Source organism: Pontibacter sp. YIM B11418, assembly GCF_059278805.1.
Genome location: NZ_JCAEMH010000002.1, coordinates 403,835 through 417,755, shown reverse-complemented (window position 1 = coordinate 417,755; position 13,921 = coordinate 403,835). Strand labels below are relative to the sequence as shown.

Genomic DNA, 13,921 nt, shown 5'->3' with positions numbered 1-13,921 from the left:
TTTTGTCTATGAAAACTTACTTACTATTGTTCCTGCTTGGTTTGAGCAGTGTACTTAATTCTGCCTTTGCGCAGGCGAGCGGTGAAATTATTGTACAGAAAAAAGGCCTTGGATTTGCCTATTACCAGCATGGCTATCAAATTAGTAAAAAACAACTATTGCACATTTTGGATCAACATCCTGAAGCGCGACAGGAGCTTCATAAAGGCCAGCGCAATTCATTCCCAGCCACGGCGCTCACTTATGCAGGTGGTCTCCTGATCAGCTATACTATAAGCAGGCAGTTAACTGGTAACCAACCTAACTGGCTGGTCTCCGGAGCGGGGGCAAGCCTGCTGACTTGCAGCATCCCTTTCGCCGGAGCCAAAATGAAACGGGAACACCAGGCCATTTATGTGTATAACGAGGGTCTGCGTTATGCCAAACGGCCCAACACAGATCTTCGCGTTGGGTATGCTTATAACCGGGCTTCGTTGGTCTTTACTTTCTGATCAGTTACATTTCCTAAACGCTGGCGTTGCACGTCCTGGCGAGTCTAAGGTATGAAACAACCACACAACCAAGGTATGGTTGCTCGTAAAATGGCCAGGCGTTTTTCTGCTGAGCTGCTGTTTCCAGAGTAAAATGCAGCTGAAAGTGCAAGGCCAAGGTATAGATCAGGCAGTTCAGGCATCGGATCAGGCTTTTGCAGGAGATCAAAAGAGGCAGGCACGACACATACGAAGATAGCAGGAATCCGTAGGTATAGCTTTCTCTTAACATACCATCCGGTGCTTCGTATTTATTACGGTGTAAACCCCCTTTCAATGAACGAATCAGACATACTTCATCAGATAGGACAACAGAGTCCAAAAGTAATTTTTCAGTATAGCCTTACACAACACAAGTTCGACTATTTGTCTCCGGCATTTTATGATATCTGGCATGTTGAGGAGTCGCAGTCGCAGAAGTTTCCGCAGCTGCTGATAGACTCTGTGATGGAGGAAGACCGTCCGGCACTAGCGCACAACTGGCAAAAGCTGCTGAAGGGGGAGCATGTGGATGAAATGGTGCGCATCCAGCAGCGCGGACAGAGACGCTACATACGCTGCATCGCCCACCCGATCTTTGACAGTGCGCAGAAGGTGGTTGCCCTGGCAGGTATAGTCGAAAACGTAACAAAGCAGCAGGAATTCGTCAACTACCTGACCGAGTTCGGGCAGCGGAAGAACAGCGCACTCGAAATGGTGGCGCATGACCTTCGTGGTCCACTGGCAGTCGTAAAAAGTGTAGCATCCTTACTCCGCCAGGATATACAGGATGACAAAAAGCAGGAACTGGAGCACTATACCGACATCATTGAAACGGCCTGCGTTCAGTGTACCGACCTGATCCAGGACCTGCTCAGCGAAGAGCACCTGCAATCGCCGGAGGTATACGTGAACAAGATCCGCATGGACATAAGCGAGCAGATCAGAAGCGTGGTAGGTTTTTACCAGAAGGGCCGGTTAGTGCAGCAGCAGTTTGTACTGCAGCTGCCAGACGATCCTTTGATGGCGGAACTCGACCAGATAAAGTTCTCCCAGATATTGAATAACCTGATCTCCAATTCCATCAAGTTCACGCCTCCCACAGGCACGATCACCATCCGGGCTTATCAGGATGTGGACTGGGCGGTGGTGGAGCACAGCGACAATGGCATTGGTATACCTGAGCACCTGCTTCCCCAACTATTTGAACGGCGGAGCAACGCCTCCAGAAAAGGGCTAAACGGTGAAAAGTCGCGCGGACTCGGACTGGCGATCGTGTATGAATTGGTGAGGCTGCAGGGAGGGACCATCAGTGTTGAGAGCCGGGAGCATGAAGGCACACGTTTCACAATCAGGTTGCCCAGGTATGCTGCCTAAGGGTGCCCTTTACGGGCGCGATTTATATAGGCCAGGCTTGCTTCGTCGAGCGGTTTGTGAAGGAATCCGCGCACCAGCGGGTAGTCCAGGGACTGTTCCTTGTCACTGACAGCAATGGAGGAGGTCAGAATAAAGACGTCCAGCTTTCCCTTTAGCGCTTCTTCATAGGGACGCAGGACATCCAGAAAATCCCAGCCATTTTTAACGGGCATGTTCAGGTCGAGCAGGATGACGTCCGGCAGGGGAGGAGGCCCTGTTAAAGACAAGTCGGCCAACGCGTCGTCTGCCGAGCTGTACGTGCAGATTTCGTTGGCAAAGCCCGCTTCCTCCAACACCAGAGAGGTCAGGTATATACTGATGTCATCATCATCAATTATGTAAACCTTGCTGACCATAGGCTGCGTGCTTAAAATGTAAGATGAAGGTTGTACCTAATTCCGGCTCACTGTCTACCTCAATCTCTCCTCCAATGGCGTTCATCTGCATTTTCACCAGGTATAGCCCGATGCCTTTGCCATCAGGTCCTGCATGAAAGCGCTTGTAGAGCTGGAACAGATGCGGCTTTACCGCCTCCAGATCCATGCCACTGCCATTGTCCTTTACACGTAGTTGCAGACTGTCTTCTTTCCTTACGGTATTTAACTCAATAAGTAAGTCACGCTGCGCAGACTTATACTTGATGGCGTTCGAAATCAGGTTATGGAGGATGCTGTAGACGTAGGCGCGGTTGGCCCAAAGCAAGTCCTCCTGCTTCAGATTCAGCACGATATGTCCGTTGATCGGGGTTAGCAGGTGCTGCAGGCTCAGTACCACTTCCGCCGCTACATCGACCAGGCTAACCATCTCGTGGGCTGCCTGCAGGTTAGCGGAACGCACGGCCAGTATTTTGTTCAGGTCACTGATCACATCGTCAAGCCGGCGGGCGGATGTCTCCAGGTTTTGCAGGCCCTGCATAAAGCGGCCGCTGTTGGTGTCCAGCTTCTGGAGTATGGTAGAAAGGCCAACCAGGTTAGCGACAGGCGCACGCAGGTTGTGCGACACAATGTAGTTGAACTGCTGCAGGTCCTGGTTCTGATGGTATAGGTGTTCGGTGGTTTTGAGCAACTGCTCCTGGTCGAACTTGCGATCAGTAATATCGGTGTGGATGTAGACGTGCTTTTCTATCTGGCCCTGCTCATTTGCGATAGGTGAAATGGTGACATCAGCCCAGACCATCTCGCCGTTTTTCTTGTAGCCGCGTATTTCATTCCGGATAGGTACGCCCTGTGCCAGCTGCTCTCTTACCCAGGCGAGTTCTCGCAGATCGGTATCGTTGGAGGTCAGAATGTCACTCGGGCGCCTGCCGGCTACTTCTTCCAATTTGTAGCCGGTTGCGTTACTGAAAGCCTCGTTCACCCATTCTATCTCGAGCTGGCTATTGGTGATGATCACGCCGTTGGTGGTTTTGCTGGCCACCAGCGAGAGCTTGCGGAGTTCTTCCTGCGCTTTTACCTGCTCCGTAATATCTACAAACGATACCAGAATGCCATCTTCAAAAGGACTCAGCGTAAAGCGCAGCACAGCTTTCAGATTATCAAAACGCTCGTCAAACTGGACGGGCTTTCTGGTCCTGTCTACCTCTAAACATTTCTGATAAAACTGGGTGTCTACCAGGAAGGGGTATTCTTCCCAGATCTGGCGGTTCATCAACTCGTTGAGGGAACGGCCCAGGAAATTGGCGAAAACCGTATTGCCAAAGCTATAGCGCCATGCGGTGTCCAGAGCAAAGAAGCCTTCCACCATCGCCTCCAGGATGTTGTGCAGCTTCTGTGACTGGGCTTTTACCAACAGGTTGGCTTCTTTTTCGTTAGTAATGTCTTTGGCGATGCACTGTACAGCGAGCACCCGTCCTTCCAGCACTACCGGTACCAGCGTGACCGACAAGTAGCGCTTCTGGCCATGGCGGTGCCTGATGCAGGATTCAAAGGTACAGGATTGACCAGTCAAGGCATGATAGAAGGCCTCAAATGTTCCTGCATGGTATTCCGGCAGCACGAAATCAGCAAAGTGACTTCCGGGGAAATCTTCGCGGGTATAGCCAGTCAGGTTTACCACAGCATCGTTGCAGGCTTCCACCTGACCGCTTATGCTCAGCGTAAATACAAGATCGGGGTTGTTGAAGAAGAGCGCTTTATAATAAGCCCGGCTTTCCTTTTTCTGCTGCAAAGCCTCCATTTTAGAGGTAATATCGCGCGAATTGGTGACAATGCCCCGCACATGCGGGTCATCTAGCATGTTGGTGGATACGCAGCTTAGCCAACGCCAGTCGCCGTTTTTTGCCCTGAAGCGGAAAGGTGCCAGGCTTATTTGCTTTGTAAGGCCGGAAGTATGCTTCGAAAGCTCCTCTTCGATTATGGGTACATCATCCGGGTGGATGAGTTCGAGCACATGAGTACCCAGCAGATCTTCAGGGTCATACCCCAAACCGGGACCGACGGAGTCAGAAACGTACTGGTAGTTGCCTTCCCAGTTGATAACTGTGATGAGTTCGGATCCGTGCCGGACAATAGAGGTGTAGAAATCTGGCGTCAGGGCCAGCGCTTCAGGCTGCGTAAAATTTACCTTCATAGAGGTGTATTGACAAAAAAACTTCCTGAATGTAATTGTAATTAGACAATATGGGTTCAATTGTTTGCTAAAATATAGTAGATTATTCTAAATGTTGAAAAATGGCTGTCTTATATCCTATATCCGGGTTCTTTGAAACGGTTTTGTTTTGATACCCAAGGCGGTGTAAATTATTTAAGGTAAGGTCTGAATTGGATTATAGTAATGATTCGCTGCAATAAAAATTGTACAGTATAGAAAAGCAAAAGCCGGACTGTCATGACACAGTCCGGCTTTTGTTATGAAGGCAGGTATAACTTATTCTGTTACAGCACGCAAGGCGTTTACGCGGCCGTAGCCATAGTAAGGGTCGCGGCCGGGTTTACCTAAGTCATCTGCAGTGGCGCGTAGTTTGGCCAGTACATGGGCAGGATCCATCTTGCCGCCGTTCTTGCCAACGATGAGTGCTGCCACGCCCGCTGCGTGCGGGCCTGCCATACTCGTGCCTACAGACCAGTAGTAGGAAGCTCTTGTGGGGTCCAGGTTGCTACCCGTGCTGAAAACGTAGTCGAACACATAAACATACTGTCTGATTCCACCAATAGTAGCTATCTCACTACCCGGGTATACATAATCACCACCTGGTGCAGCGAAGTGTACATCCGAAGTGCCGTAGTTGGAGTAAGAGGCGAAGTCATCCATAAAAGTAGTGAACGGGGCAAGCGCCCAGCCACGAGGAGCGGTAGCCGAGATGGAGATCACACCGGTAGAGGAAGAAGGTATGTGAACCAGCGACTTATCTGCATTTCCGTTGTTGGAATCGTTACCGGCAGAAGCGATTACGGTTACCCCGTTCTTAGTAGCATAGCTGGTAGCGCGGTTGATGGCAATCAACAATTCCTGCACGGCTTTGGTATCACTTTCGATAAAGTCATCAGTCGGATCATTTGGTGTGCCGTTGTCGTTCAGGAACTTACCGTTGCGCGGAAGGGCGGCTCCAAGGCTCATGTTAATCACGTTTGCGCCCTGCTGCGTGGCATGAATGATGCCATCGATCATCCAAGAGAAGGAACCCGAACCAGAGTCACGTAGCACCTTCACCAGGATCAGTTTTGCCTCAGGGGCAACACCAATAATGCCAATGCCATTATCGGCTGCGGCGATGGTGCCGGCCGTGTGTGTGCCGTGGCTACCCACGCCCGGCAGGGCATAGCCCAGCTTCTCGCCCGGTACAAAGTTTTTGCTGGCTGCCATGTCAATGTTTGGGGCCAGGTCTGCGTGGTCTAGGTCGAAGCCGCTATCCAGTACGGCTACCCGCACACCTTGGCCACGGTGGCCGGCATTCCAGGCTTGTGGTGCCTTAATTGCGGCATGCCCCCACTGCAAGTCAAAATAGGTATCATTGTCGCCACTGGCAGGTGGTGTGCCCACGTCAGCCAGTTCTACAATTTTCATGTCGTCCGGGTTGTACCACTGTACTTCCAGGTCACGCACAACAGAGCGTACGCCATTGATTTTAGAGGCTTTGGCAGCAAAATTCGGGTCCTCTGAGTACACCGTGGCTACTCCGGCCTGCTCCATCAGGCTTGTTACCTCCCCATTGGCAGCGGTCAGTTCGAAGGCTATACCTGCAGGTAGTGTTTCACTGCTGGAAAGCACTACATAATGGTTTTTGCGCAGCTTTACATTCGAGTTCGGGGTTACGCCCTGCGCCATAAGCGAAGATTCCGCATTCAACTCATTTGTCGGGTTCATATCCTCTTCCGGATTACAACCAACCAAGCCGATAAAGGCGAAAAGGGCTGGATAGATCAGCTTTTTGCCAGCAAAAGTTTTGTTAAGCATGTGTAAAAGGTTTAGATGTATATAATAGATTTTAAGGTGTTACTAAATGCTTCTATATCAATAAGGGCAATGGCCCTGTAGCTCACCGAACGGCCATAGCGGACTCCGGGAGTGCCGACAGCGCTTCTGTCAGTAAAATGTTTTGCTTCAGTTGGTTCATTGTGCCGTGGTTATGAAACCAGGTCAATGCCATATGCCAGTTTGGCTGGTGTAAGAGGTGTTATTGTGATTAGATTATACCATTACGGGATGTTTAATTATGAGTTATACCTTTCTGCCAAAAAATGTTTATATTTAATATGTGTATTTTATATATAATTTGATTTAAGCTACTGGGAAGTGAAAACCCCTGATAAATTTTCTTTCAGTTCCGGGTAAGAAAATGTGACTGGCATGCGGGGAAAGGAGGAGAATAATGAACAGGATAAAAACATGTTTCAACAATGATTTGACAAGGCGCCTTCCTATTCATCTTTCTATATTCTTAATTCCCAATTAATCTATACCTTGTAGTAGAAAACAAACCGACCTCATGCAGCACAACACCCATCGCCCCTGACAAGCACTGAACAAAGCTTATATCCGACAGAAAACAGCCCGAAACGACATGGAGTGCTTTAATGCGGCCATGGTAACGGAGGTCAGGCTGCAGGTATACCGCTTCTACAATCTGACCTACTACGAAGTGTTTTTCGTGGACCTGACTTTTGCCATGCCGCGAGACGCATACGAAATGCACGAAGCCGCCAAGGTATAGCACCCTTTGTAGGGATAGGTCGCGACCTACCTGTAGGGCATGCAGCTGAACAGAACGTAACATCAAACTTTGACTTGAAAAACATCGACAAGCTGCCTATCGATAACGCTGCACATGACCAACTCAGAACCTCCTGTTACAAGCTGCTCGCCTGCACAGGTATAGGAGTGGATATGCTTGATTTTGAAAATGACAGCTTGCGCGTTCGGGTAGAGCTAGCTACTCTAAATAAATAACAGGTTGTTCAGTCAGATACACCTTATCATAAAGGCAAGGGTTCTGTTAGAGCCATTTTGTGGCAGGTATATAATACAGTATGAAACCCAATTTCATGTAGATAGCGCACCATTGGATAGAGAAGTGTAAAAGCTTATAAGCTGTCCCTTAACGATCTTATCAAACAGCTAGGTATAGCGGAAGAAGAAATAGGAGGGCTGCTCTCGGGCGAAGTTCCTTTAACGCAACAACAGATAGAGTTGCCCTTATTATTATTTCATAAACTAAGAACACAATAGCGATTTTCGTACAGCTTAGATAGCAGAAGACTGTCATTTAAAGCACTGTGAGCTTTTCGCACACCGCGAGCTCCGGAGACTGCTAGATGCGCCAAAAAATAAATTTAAAAAGATAACAACTTTTTAATATAGGTGAGCGTATATATAGAAAGCTAAGCGAAAGCTCATTTTGTGAAAGTATAAGCGGCTCCGGGGGTGAACGACCGGGGCCGCTTTTTTTATGCACCTGTATTAAACTTTAAGCCATTCAAGAACGGCCGCTGGTGTCGCAAAGGTAGCCACCTCGTACGATATTGCACCCGTCTTGAGGGCCTCTTCAATGTTGCGCTGGGCGCGCGCCTCATTATCCGGGTCAAAAGGCTGCAGGCGGGCTACTTTAGACAAGCGAGTGGCCGATAGCATAGCTGTGAATTCCATGGTAAGCTGCCGGTTCTCCTCATCATCAATCTCTATGGACGTTGTGCGGGCATCGAGCAGCATCTTGCGCACATCGTAATTTCGGATCGTCTGCACCATAATCTGCAGACTGTGTTTGATCTATGACATATGATAACGCTGCAAATCGGGGTAGCGCACCTGCAGAATGTCGGTAGCAGGGTCGTACTCCAGTCGCAGTATGCTGTTTTGCAAAAGAATCATGATCTGGGAATTGTCCTGAAGAATTTCGGGGATGAAGCAGCGCATTAATATACAAAACAGTAGTAGCCCCGCCAAGCAAAAATTGAGTAATATCACAAATATATACTAAATGCAGTTTTCTGTTTTGATTTTAAAACTCTAAGCCTTTTCTTGCAAACCCTAGTCGAAACAGCTAGGTTGAGGCTTGTCCGGGGCATAATTCCCGAATCGATTATACTGCTATTCGATGTGCCTATACCTACTCCTACAGACCGTATTGCAATGATAATATACAAAAAAGACTATATAAGCATTGCCTACTACGAGGCTGAAAAACTGCTCGAAGTTACCTGGCTGGCCTATGCCCCCAGCGCAGCGTATCGCGAGGCGATGCTCCAGTACATAGAGGCGCTCCAGAAATACGATGTAAAACGCTTACTCGATGACCTGCGCCAGGCCCGGGTGGTGCGCCTTTCAGATCAGAAGTGGACGAAAGAAGAGTGGGCGCCCCTTTTCCTTCAGCAGGTGAAGAATCTGGAAAAAATAGCTCGTGTCCGTTCAACAGACATCTCAGCCCGCATCAGCTCCGAAAATATGTTCAGGTACCTCGATTATAGCCAGCTCCAGTATGGTTTGATGGAGTTCGAGTTCTATGGTGAGGCCCGCAACTGGCTACTGGCCTGACCTTCCGGACGCGCTTCGTTAGCACTCCACTTAAATAGACACGGCACCTTATCACTGAAGATGATCATTCCCAACAAATTCCTGAAGCTAGATTATAACCCCACCTACGATGTCCTGTTTGTGGAATGGCCCAATATGCATGATTATACCATGCCGGAGGTTACGTACATCATTGACGAGGTGATAGAGGCGGTGCGCAGCTACGACATCAAGCGCATTCTTACCGACACACGTCAGTCGAAGGTGACAGTGCCGATGGAGGAGTACGCCAAGATCATCAACCAGCTGGCGTTGCAGCTGGCCACTACACGGCTGCAAAAGTTTGCCAAGCTGAATACCAGGGATGCCGACCGGGAAGCAGTTTCCTCTAATGCTGCCGCGCTGGTGGTAGGTTCTATCACTTATAGCAGCTTTGACGATCTAGACGAGGCTGTAGCCTGGCTGATTGAAAGTTGAGGAATTTAGGTGTTTGAGAGTTAGAGGTCCAGGACTAATTTGAAATTAACTAAGGTATGTAAATAGACATTTACCATATACTAACTCAATTACCTCGTATATTAAAGCTACCCAACTTCGCTAGCTCCCTAATTCAATCTCTTTAACTCCCAAACTCCTAAATTCTTAAACTACCATGCGCCCTTACATACTTGCCGAATCGAACTGGAAAGCTATCAAAGACCAGCAGGTTGAGGTAGCCATACTGCCTTGGGGCGCTACCGAAGCCCACAACTACCACCTGCCCTACGGCACTGACAACTACGAAGCCGAAGCAGTAGCCGCCGAAGCAGCCCGGTTGGCCTGGGAAGCAGGAGCCAAAGTAACAGTGCTTCCGGTCATCCCTTTTGGCGTGAACACCGGCCAGGCCGACATCACCCTTGACATTAACCTTAACCCCAGTACGCAGCTTGCCATCCTACTAGACATCGTCGAAGTGCTCAACCGACAGGGCATCCGCAAAATGCTGGTACTCAACAGCCATGGCGGCAACGATTTCAAACCGATACTGCGCGAACTTGGCCTGAAGTTCCCGGAGATGTTTCTGCTCACCTGCAATTGGTTTTTGGCCGCCGACCGCAAAGCTTTCTTCGACACTCCCGGCGACCACGCCGACGAAATGGAAACCAGCATCATGCAGCACCTCCGACCCGACCTGGTACTGCCGCTCAGCGAAGCGGGTGAGGGCAAAGAGCACAAATCTAGGCTGACAGGTATACGCGAAGGCTGGGCCTGGTCGGAGCGCCTGTGGTCGCAGGTAAGCGACGACACCGGCATTGGTAACCCTGCGGCTGCCACACCCGCTAAAGGCAAAGCCTTTTTCGAAGCCACCACCCACAACATCGCCCAACTCCTGCAGGAACTTGCCGCCATCGACCCGAAAGACAGGTATAAGAGAGTTTAGGAGCCGCCCCAGACCTCGCGGCGTCTTCCAGACCCGCGAAAGTCTAACCGATCGGCGGTTGAAAACCAGGTATATCCGCGGCCTTTGGTTTAGACACTTGCGGGAGCTGCGCACGCCGCGAGGTCACAACTTCCAAAACAAAAAACCATGCTGTACCCAGGCAGGTCCGCCCTCGTACAGCATGGTTTTTTTATAAACTGGGGAAATACTATTTCGCGGCGATGGTTCGCAGGGCGTCGCGCATTTCGGTGAGGAGCACTTCTTCTTTGGTCGGAGCTGGCGGCACAGCAGGGGCAGCGGCTTTTTTGCGCATCATGCGGTTCATCCCTTTCACGATCAGGAAGATGATGAAGGCCAGGATCAGAAAGTTAAGCGCTACCGTCACAAAGTTACCCCAGGCAAACACGGCGCCCAGTTTGCGCGCTTCTTCCAGCGCCAGGCCCTCTGGCACGGCATCGGCAAGCGGCACATACAGGTTCGAGAAGTCCATGTCGCCAAGGGCTGCACCTACCAGCGGCATGAACAAGTCATTTACAACGGAATTTACTAATCCGCTGAACGCTGCACCAATGATAATACCAATGGCGAGGTCCATTACGTTGCCACGCATGGCAAACTCTTTGAATTCTTTTATCATGCCCATAAGCGCTGATGTTTTAGAGTGAGGGGATTGTTGGTTTTTTTAATATGTAAATATATTCATTTGAAAGTATAAAGCAAGTTATTTTTAACTAAGTATTTAAACGGAACAACCCAACAAAAAATCCCGGTGCTCTACCTCTCAGCAGGCAGAGCACCGGGATTTCAATCAAGTCTATACCAGGGAAACAGCTATATCTAGCCCAGCTGGCGCTCCGCATAGAACCTGTCAAGACCTTTCGTTTCCATTTTGATGTTTTTGTAGGCGGCGGTGGCCTTAAAATCTTCAATGATCTCCAGCACGTCGTCATCTATGTGCACGGATTGGGAGCCATCTATCCGCACGGTGGAGTTCGGGGCTACGTGATCCAGCGTCAGCATGATGCTGGCCTTGTTGAGGAAGGTAACCTCCTGTGCCAGTACCAGTTCAATGTGCTCGCCTTCGTAATGCGCCTCACGGTCCACGAAAAACGGAGTGCGGTAATTATCACGCAGGATCATGAACACTGACACGGCACCACCGATCACGATACCCGTAATCAAGTCGGTGAGCATCACGGCCACCACGGTCACAAAGAAAGGTACAAACTGGCGCTTGCCAGCTTTCCACATGCGTCGGAACAGGGAGACGGACGTTAGTTTGTAACCTACCACAAACAGCACAGCCGACAACGAGGCCAGCGGGATTAGGTTGAGCAGGTGCGGAATTGCCATCACGCAGATGAGCATGACCGTACCGTGGGTAATAGTGGAGAGTGGCGTACGGCCTCCTGACGACACGTTGGCCGAGGTGCGCACAATCACGGCGGTAACCGGCAGGCCACCAATCATACCGGAAACAATGTTGCCGATGCCCTGGGCTTTCAGTTCGCGGTTGGTCGAGGACTTGCGCTTATAAGGGTCCAGTTTGTCACCGGCCTCTGTGCTGAGCAGCGATTCGAGTGAGGCGATAAAGGCAACGCTCAGCGCTACCGTCCAAAGCTGCGGGTTAGTGATCTGCGAGAAATCCGGGAAAGTGAAAAACGAGAAGAACTCCCCCAGACTACCAGCCGCCGGCAACTGCACCAATCGTCCGCCGCTTAGGGCAAGCTCCGGAAAGTACCCGATAAAGAGCTGGTTGATGCCAATGCTCGCCAGCACGGCGATCAGGGCAGAGGGCACAAACTTAAAGAAGGTATAGCGCTTGAGGGCGGGCTGGTCCCAGGCAAAAATGATGAGCAGTGATAGGAACGTGATAACGGTCGCCCCGATGCTGATGTAGTCTACAATCCCTGCGATTTCGCGAAAAATATTGGCGCTGAAACCACCTTCCATGCCGCCGAACAGTGCCTTGCCTGAGTACCCGAACGCATGCGGAATCTGGTTGATGATCAGGATAAGACCGATGGACGCCAGTATACCCTTGATCATGGAAGAAGGGAAGAAATAGGCGATGGTACCGGCACGCAGAAAACCCAGTACGATCTGGAAAACCCCGGCAATGATCACGGCGCTCAGCACGATCTGGAACGAGCCCAGCGATTCGATGGCCATGTAAATGACGAGTGCCACAGAAGCCGCCGGTCCGCTCACGTTCACTTTGGAGCCACTCAGGAAACCCACCACAATACCGCCCACTATACCTGCGATGATTCCCGAGAACAGGGGCGCACCCGAGGCGAGCGAAATGCCAAGGCAGAGCGGCAGGGCAATCAGGAAGACGACAAGGCCGGCGGGCAGATCGGTCTTTACGTGCGAGAATAGACTGTCTTTTGTTTTTGGTTGAAGCGGTGAATTATCGGATTGCATGTACTGTAAGTAAGTATAAAGTATGGTGTTTTTATTATTCGGGGTACTGTATACAGCCGACCGTATCGCACCTGCAAAGGCAAGCGACAAGGTATAGGCTATAAAAAACAGAGAATGTCCGAAGTCTATACCTGATCCGGATGGGCAGGTATAGGAAGGCCTTTATGAAAACGTGGCCAGCAGCCAGCGCGCATCAAGGGGGAGTAGGGGTGCTATGGATATACAGGTGCTGCATAAAGAGGTGCAAAAATACGGTTTTTCAGGGCCAAAACAAAAGCCAGGTATAAACGGCTATACTATTCTATACCTGGCTTTTGTTTTGGCAATACAGTGGCTTGAGCAATTGGAATAAAGTGGATCGCTCGCACTCCATTCGCAATGACTTTGGTGTAAGGTATAGCGCTATACCTCGTACAGAAAGAAAGGCTTCTCGTACCCCGACTTCTGTAGCACGGGCATCGATACGTTGTATACCTTCACGCCTGTGCTGGTTTTGCCCTCGAGGGTGCCCGCATGCGCGTGCCCATGGAAGGTGGCCAGCACATTCCGACGGTTCAATGGCTCCTCAAGGCGCGAGCAACCCAGGAAAGCGTGAATGGCCTCCGGTTCCCCCTCCACGGTAGCTTGTATAGGCGCGTAATGGAGCAGCACGATCTTTTTCATGTCGGTTTGCTGGCTGTCGAGCTGCGACAGGGCTGCATCTAGCTTCAGGGCCTCGGTCACGGCTTCCTGCACAAAATCCTTGTTGAGTTGCTCGCCGAACATACCCAGCATATACCTATCGAAACCGCCGCCATACCCTTTCACGCCGGCAAAACCTACATGCTCGATCACCGTGAAGTCGCCGTCGAGCAGCTGCAGGTTGGTCTGGGCAAACACCTTACGAAGTTTCTTTACCTGGTCGTGGTCGTAGTCGTGATTGCCCAGCACGGCCAGTACAGGTATAGAGCAGGCTCTGAGCTCTCCGGCCAGCACTTCGGCCTCGCTCTCGCGGCCCGTGTCGGTCAGGTCGCCGCAAAGCAGCAGCACATCTGCCTCCTCCGACACCTGCCTGAAAAAGTCAACCCATTTGCCAGTATCCTGCTCACTAACATGTATGTCGCCTACGGCCGCTATCCGTAGTTTCTTAGGTTCTATATTCTCGTCTTGCATCGTTTTTCGTTTTATTGAATGTAATACTACGTGCCAAGCCCACTTCAGGATA

At 50.4% G+C, this 13,921-nt stretch carries 16 protein-coding genes; 7 read left to right on the top strand and 9 right to left on the bottom strand.

Annotated elements, in window-relative coordinates:
* The first annotated feature begins 8 nt into the window (after nt 1-8).
* Nucleotides 9-491, top strand: a complete 483-nt coding sequence (locus AC4QZR_RS06210; protein ID WP_494480122.1) for a hypothetical protein — start codon at nt 9-11, stop codon at nt 489-491.
* A gap of 13 nt (nt 492-504) precedes the next feature.
* Here AC4QZR_RS06210 and AC4QZR_RS06205 read toward each other — a convergent pair whose 3' ends face one another.
* Complete coding sequence (locus AC4QZR_RS06205) at nt 505-762, bottom strand: hypothetical protein (protein WP_494480121.1); 258 nt, start codon at nt 760-762, stop codon at nt 505-507.
* Between the two features lie 44 nt (nt 763-806).
* On the opposite strand from AC4QZR_RS06205, the gene AC4QZR_RS06200 reads away from it, so the two are divergent.
* Complete coding sequence (locus AC4QZR_RS06200) at nt 807-1,886, top strand: PAS domain-containing sensor histidine kinase (RefSeq protein ID WP_494480120.1); 1,080 nt, start codon at nt 807-809, stop codon at nt 1,884-1,886.
* On the opposite strand, the gene AC4QZR_RS06195 is transcribed toward AC4QZR_RS06200, so the two are convergent.
* The 3 genes from AC4QZR_RS06195 to AC4QZR_RS06185 all read right to left on the bottom strand — a co-directional run bounded on the left by AC4QZR_RS06195 (nt 1,883) and on the right by AC4QZR_RS06185 (nt 6,317).
* A complete protein-coding gene (locus AC4QZR_RS06195) occupies nt 1,883-2,281 on the bottom strand; it encodes a response regulator (RefSeq protein ID WP_253403959.1) in 399 nt (132 codons plus the stop codon). The two genes, AC4QZR_RS06200 and AC4QZR_RS06195, sit on opposite strands and share 4 nt — an antisense overlap.
* The gene (locus AC4QZR_RS06190; protein ID WP_494480119.1) at nt 2,256-4,493 is read right to left on the bottom strand and encodes a PAS domain-containing sensor histidine kinase; all 2,238 of its coding nucleotides are present in this window, start codon (nt 4,491-4,493) and stop codon (nt 2,256-2,258) included. Before AC4QZR_RS06190 ends, AC4QZR_RS06195 begins: the two co-directional genes overlap by 26 nt.
* A 297-nt stretch (nt 4,494-4,790) precedes the next feature.
* A complete protein-coding gene (locus AC4QZR_RS06185; RefSeq protein WP_494480118.1) occupies nt 4,791-6,317 on the bottom strand; it encodes a S8 family peptidase in 1,527 nt (508 codons plus the stop codon).
* Nucleotides 6,318-6,924: 607 nt separating this feature from the next.
* Between AC4QZR_RS06185 and AC4QZR_RS06180 the strand changes: the two genes are divergently transcribed.
* Together AC4QZR_RS06180 and AC4QZR_RS06175 are read left to right on the top strand one after the other, a co-directional pair.
* A complete protein-coding gene (locus tag AC4QZR_RS06180) occupies nt 6,925-7,074 on the top strand; it encodes a hypothetical protein (protein WP_253403965.1) in 150 nt (49 codons plus the stop codon).
* A gap of 74 nt (nt 7,075-7,148) precedes the next feature.
* On the top strand, nt 7,149-7,310 hold the full coding sequence (locus AC4QZR_RS06175) for a hypothetical protein (protein ID WP_494480117.1): 162 nt from the start codon (nt 7,149-7,151) through the stop codon (nt 7,308-7,310).
* 510 nt (nt 7,311-7,820) lie between these two features.
* Here the strand turns inward: AC4QZR_RS06175 and AC4QZR_RS06170 are convergent.
* Entirely contained in the window at nt 7,821-8,105 is a 285-nt protein-coding gene (locus tag AC4QZR_RS06170) for a hypothetical protein (RefSeq protein WP_494480116.1), read from the bottom strand.
* A gap of 21 nt (nt 8,106-8,126) precedes the next feature.
* On the bottom strand, nt 8,127-8,273 hold the full coding sequence (locus AC4QZR_RS06165) for a hypothetical protein (RefSeq protein WP_494480115.1): 147 nt from the start codon (nt 8,271-8,273) through the stop codon (nt 8,127-8,129).
* A gap of 216 nt (nt 8,274-8,489) precedes the next feature.
* Here AC4QZR_RS06165 and AC4QZR_RS06160 point away from each other — a divergent pair, with 216 nt between their 5' ends.
* The 3 genes from AC4QZR_RS06160 to AC4QZR_RS06150 all read left to right on the top strand — a co-directional run bounded on the left by AC4QZR_RS06160 (nt 8,490) and on the right by AC4QZR_RS06150 (nt 10,290).
* Nucleotides 8,490-8,891 carry a hypothetical protein gene (locus AC4QZR_RS06160; RefSeq protein ID WP_494480114.1) on the top strand — a complete coding sequence of 134 codons (402 nt, stop codon included), beginning with the start codon at nt 8,490-8,492 and terminating at the stop codon, nt 8,889-8,891.
* Nucleotides 8,892-8,951: 60 nt separating this feature from the next.
* Nucleotides 8,952-9,347 (top strand): hypothetical protein, encoded by a 396-nt coding sequence (locus tag AC4QZR_RS06155; RefSeq protein WP_253403971.1) that lies wholly within the window; start codon nt 8,952-8,954, stop codon nt 9,345-9,347.
* A 175-nt stretch (nt 9,348-9,522) separates the two neighbouring features.
* Nucleotides 9,523-10,290: a creatininase family protein gene (locus AC4QZR_RS06150; protein WP_494480113.1), complete on the top strand. Its 768-nt coding sequence runs from the start codon at nt 9,523-9,525 to the stop codon at nt 10,288-10,290.
* Between the two features lie 208 nt (nt 10,291-10,498).
* Here the strand turns inward: AC4QZR_RS06150 and mscL are convergent, their stop codons facing one another.
* The 3 genes from mscL to AC4QZR_RS06135 all read right to left on the bottom strand — a co-directional run bounded on the left by mscL (nt 10,499) and on the right by AC4QZR_RS06135 (nt 13,869).
* Complete coding sequence (mscL, locus tag AC4QZR_RS06145; RefSeq protein WP_229733891.1) at nt 10,499-10,933, bottom strand: large conductance mechanosensitive channel protein MscL; 435 nt, start codon at nt 10,931-10,933, stop codon at nt 10,499-10,501.
* A gap of 194 nt (nt 10,934-11,127) precedes the next feature.
* Nucleotides 11,128-12,717, bottom strand: coding sequence for a SulP family inorganic anion transporter (locus AC4QZR_RS06140; protein ID WP_494480112.1), 1,590 nt, complete (start codon nt 12,715-12,717; stop codon nt 11,128-11,130).
* 402 nt (nt 12,718-13,119) lie between these two features.
* On the bottom strand, nt 13,120-13,869 hold the full coding sequence (locus AC4QZR_RS06135; protein WP_253403986.1) for a metallophosphoesterase family protein: 750 nt from the start codon (nt 13,867-13,869) through the stop codon (nt 13,120-13,122).
* Between the last annotated feature and the right edge of the window lie 52 nt (nt 13,870-13,921).

Coding starts and splice junctions, on each gene's coding strand:
- AC4QZR_RS06210 (WP_494480122.1), top strand. CDS start 9: ATGAAAACTTACTTACTATTGTTCCTGCTTGGTTTGAGCAGTGTACTT.
- AC4QZR_RS06205 (WP_494480121.1), bottom strand. CDS start 762: ATGTTAAGAGAAAGCTATACCTACGGATTCCTGCTATCTTCGTATGTG.
- AC4QZR_RS06200 (WP_494480120.1), top strand. CDS start 807: ATGAACGAATCAGACATACTTCATCAGATAGGACAACAGAGTCCAAAA.
- AC4QZR_RS06195 (WP_253403959.1), bottom strand. CDS start 2,281: ATGGTCAGCAAGGTTTACATAATTGATGATGATGACATCAGTATATAC.
- AC4QZR_RS06190 (WP_494480119.1), bottom strand. CDS start 4,493: ATGAAGGTAAATTTTACGCAGCCTGAAGCGCTGGCCCTGACGCCAGAT.
- AC4QZR_RS06185 (WP_494480118.1), bottom strand. CDS start 6,317: ATGCTTAACAAAACTTTTGCTGGCAAAAAGCTGATCTATCCAGCCCTT.
- AC4QZR_RS06180 (WP_253403965.1), top strand. CDS start 6,925: ATGGAGTGCTTTAATGCGGCCATGGTAACGGAGGTCAGGCTGCAGGTA.
- AC4QZR_RS06170 (WP_494480116.1), bottom strand. CDS start 8,105: ATGGTGCAGACGATCCGAAATTACGATGTGCGCAAGATGCTGCTCGAT.
- AC4QZR_RS06165 (WP_494480115.1), bottom strand. CDS start 8,273: ATGCGCTGCTTCATCCCCGAAATTCTTCAGGACAATTCCCAGATCATG.
- AC4QZR_RS06160 (WP_494480114.1), top strand. CDS start 8,490: ATGATAATATACAAAAAAGACTATATAAGCATTGCCTACTACGAGGCT.
- AC4QZR_RS06155 (WP_253403971.1), top strand. CDS start 8,952: ATGATCATTCCCAACAAATTCCTGAAGCTAGATTATAACCCCACCTAC.
- AC4QZR_RS06150 (WP_494480113.1), top strand. CDS start 9,523: ATGCGCCCTTACATACTTGCCGAATCGAACTGGAAAGCTATCAAAGAC.
- mscL (WP_229733891.1), bottom strand. CDS start 10,933: ATGGGCATGATAAAAGAATTCAAAGAGTTTGCCATGCGTGGCAACGTA.
- AC4QZR_RS06140 (WP_494480112.1), bottom strand. CDS start 12,717: ATGCAATCCGATAATTCACCGCTTCAACCAAAAACAAAAGACAGTCTA.
- AC4QZR_RS06135 (WP_253403986.1), bottom strand. CDS start 13,869: ATGCAAGACGAGAATATAGAACCTAAGAAACTACGGATAGCGGCCGTA.